Source organism: Mycobacterium ostraviense (genome assembly GCF_002705925.1).
Lineage (GTDB): Bacteria > Actinomycetota > Actinomycetes > Mycobacteriales > Mycobacteriaceae > Mycobacterium > Mycobacterium ostraviense.
Map to the genome: position 1 here is coordinate 1 of NZ_NKRE01000017.1, position 353 is coordinate 353.

Annotated in this window: 1 protein-coding gene; it reads right to left on the reverse strand. The window is 64.6% G+C overall.

All coding sequences use genetic code 11. The features are described from left to right. Positions 1-353: DDE-type integrase/transposase/recombinase (locus CDN38_RS27625; RefSeq protein WP_142361381.1), on the reverse strand; the 353-nt coding region annotated here is incomplete at both ends.

Here is a 353-nt window from a genome sequence, read left to right on the forward strand (position 1 = left end):
ACCGCCATCCGGATCGCCGCACACGCCAACTCGGCGTCGGGATGCACGCTGGTGGCCGCACCGAGCAGTCGCCGGCTGAACAGGTCGATCACGGTGGCCAGATACAACTTGCCGGCCGCAGTGGGGACTTCGGTGATATCACCAACCCACTTGAGGTTCGGCCGATCGGCAGTGAAGTTGCGCTTGACCAGATCACCGAACTTCGGCGCAGTCTTGTCCTGTTTGGTCAGCCCGTTGCGGCGTTTGATCCGCCGGGCCACCAACCCTTGGCGGCGCATCGAATCGGCCACCGTCTTCTCCGACACCTGCCAGCCCAGATCACGCAGGTCGGCGTGCAAGCGCGGTGACCCATG